The 2,381-nt window shown below is 54.4% G+C and carries 2 protein-coding genes; both read left to right on the top strand.

Annotated elements, in window-relative coordinates; genetic code table 11:
• On the top strand, positions 1–237 hold a 237-nt coding region (locus tag CIK99_RS15260; protein WP_094380724.1), incomplete at its 5' end, for a hypothetical protein.
• A partial coding sequence (locus tag CIK99_RS06380) for a hypothetical protein (RefSeq protein WP_094380723.1) occupies positions 234–2,381 on the top strand: 2,148 nt, incomplete at its 3' end. The genes CIK99_RS15260 and CIK99_RS06380, both read left to right, overlap by 4 nt.

Below are 2,381 nucleotides of genomic sequence, written 5' to 3'. Positions count from 1 at the left end.
ATGAATTCTGTAAAGAGCTTTCGCCGTGCCGGAACGGCGACGATGCTCGACGATGGCAGCTTCGGATTTGTTGCTAAGCACAAGAAGCCGAAGACGACGACCATTCTACGGCGGACTATACACGCCAGCCTCACCGAAGGCGATGAGGCCTACTATTTCTGGTTTAAGCTCAACAAAGCTGAAGACCTTGATCTGAAGAAAACACTGATGAAAGAAGTGAAGGAGGTGGTGAAATGAGCTGCTTTGAAGTAACGTACAAGAACAACAAGAAATACATGCGACCGGTGAACTCGTTTGCCGAGTTTGCCAAGATAAGAAACACTCGCGAAAACCGCCGCTACACCAAGGCGGCGCGCGAGGGAAACCCTGAGGCTAAGCGGCGTATGGTGCAGATGTGCTACTCGTGTCTGCCCAACGACGACGGCTCGCTACGCGGCACGAAACGCATGTCAAACAGCGTGGGCATGGACGTGGATTTCGACAAGGGAATGCCGAAAGAGAAGTTTGACGAGGCGTTTAAGCTGATGAAGGAGTCGATACTCGAGATGGCCGACAAGCTCGGTCTGCTGATGCTGGAACGCTCGGCCACGAAAGGCCTTCACCTCGTGTTTGAACGTCACCCCGAGATGACCCAGGAAGAGAACCTCGAATGGGCGCAGAAGATGCTCGGGGTGGAATTTGACAAGGGCGCAAAAGACATCACCCGTGTGTTTTTCTCGCCCACGGCCGACCCGAAAGACTTGTTCTTTTGTAAAGATGAATTATTTACGGGTAACGACAAGGAAGTTAAACTGACAAAAGAAAATGAGAAAAGCGAACCGAAATCTTCTTCCACAAAGATTGGAAAGAATAGCGACAACAAAAAAGTTGATGAGAACCATGACAACAAGGCCACTGAGACAGCAGAAGGCAAGACACGGATGGCAGGCGATGCACCATCTGCCGACGATGTAAACGCTGCTGCCACAAGCACGACGACGGCGGAGCATGACGATGGCGAGACGTATAACGACATTCCGTATGCGGAGATAATCAGGGAGTTCTGGGTGCAGAACAACGACGGCAAGGAGCCGTGTGAGGGCAACCGCAACGCCCTTACGTTCGAGTTGGCGAAGGCGCTGCGCAGCATCTGCGACTACTCTCTCGACAGGCTGAAAAAGCTGATTCCACGCTACGACAACTTCCCCGAGGATGAATATGTGAGGACGCTGCAAAACGCCCTCGACGAGCCTCGCAAGGGCATCAACTACAAGCTGCAGAAGGTGCTGAGCGTGCTCTACGCGAAGCAGGAGGGCGGCGGCGGAAAGCTGGATTTCGATGCTGAAAATGCCGAACCGCCTCAGATGCCGAAGACGCTGCCTTATCCGCTGAACTTCCTCTCGGCAAATGTGCCTGAGATATACCGTGCGGCGGTGTGCGAGTCGGTGTTCGCGCCGCTGTCGGTATATGTTCACGGTGTAAAGATGCGTTACTGGGACGGCGTGGAGCACGAGCCTACGTTTATGTCGGTGCTGTCGGCGAAGATGTCGATAGGCAAGGGTTGCATAAGGCAGCCGATAAAGATAATTCTCGAAGACGTGGTGAACCGCGACAAGGCCAACCGAGATCGTGAGGGCGAATGGAAACAGAAGAACCCCACGTCGAAACAGAAACGCGACAAACGTCCCGACGACATCTGCGTGCAGGTGCTGATAGACAACTTGACGGATGCCGTTTTCAATCAGCGTGTTGCTGATGCCGACCGCAATGGCCATCGCTATCTCTACACCTGCGTTGACGAGCTCGACACGCTGAAGAAGATAACGTCGCGCGGAACGGCAAGCGAGGTGTGTGTGATAATAAGAAAGGCGTTCGACAACAGCAACCACGGACAGGAGCGTGTGGGAGCCGACTCGGTGACGGGCATCGCCCCGCTGCGCTTCAACTTCAACGCCTCGACGACGAACCGCTGCTGTCAACAATTTTTCTCACGCGAGATGACCACAGGCACCGTCACCCGACTCTCGATGGCTACTATCCTGAAGCCCGACAACGCGCCACGACCGGTGTTTAAGGAGTACGACCAAGAGTATAAGGACGAGGTGAGACGACTGACCGACAAGCTCTCGCTGCTCTCGGGCGAGATAGACTGTCCGATGTGTAACGACTTCGCCGAACGACTATGCGACGAAAACGAGAAGCTCGCCTCGCTCTACGGATCGGAGCCATACCTCGTGTTGAGCTACCGTGCCACGGTGATAGCATGGCTCAAGGGCATGCTGCTCTACGCAATGAACGACGAGACGTGGACCGACGAGATTCAGCAGTATGTGGAATGGTCGCTGCGCTACGACCTCTGGGTGAAGATGCGCATCTTCGGACCGATGCTCGACGAGGCGTTT

Source organism: Prevotella sp. P5-92 (assembly GCF_002251245.1).
GTDB lineage: Bacteria > Bacteroidota > Bacteroidia > Bacteroidales > Bacteroidaceae > Prevotella.
This window is presented reverse-complemented; position numbering and strand designations above follow the sequence as displayed.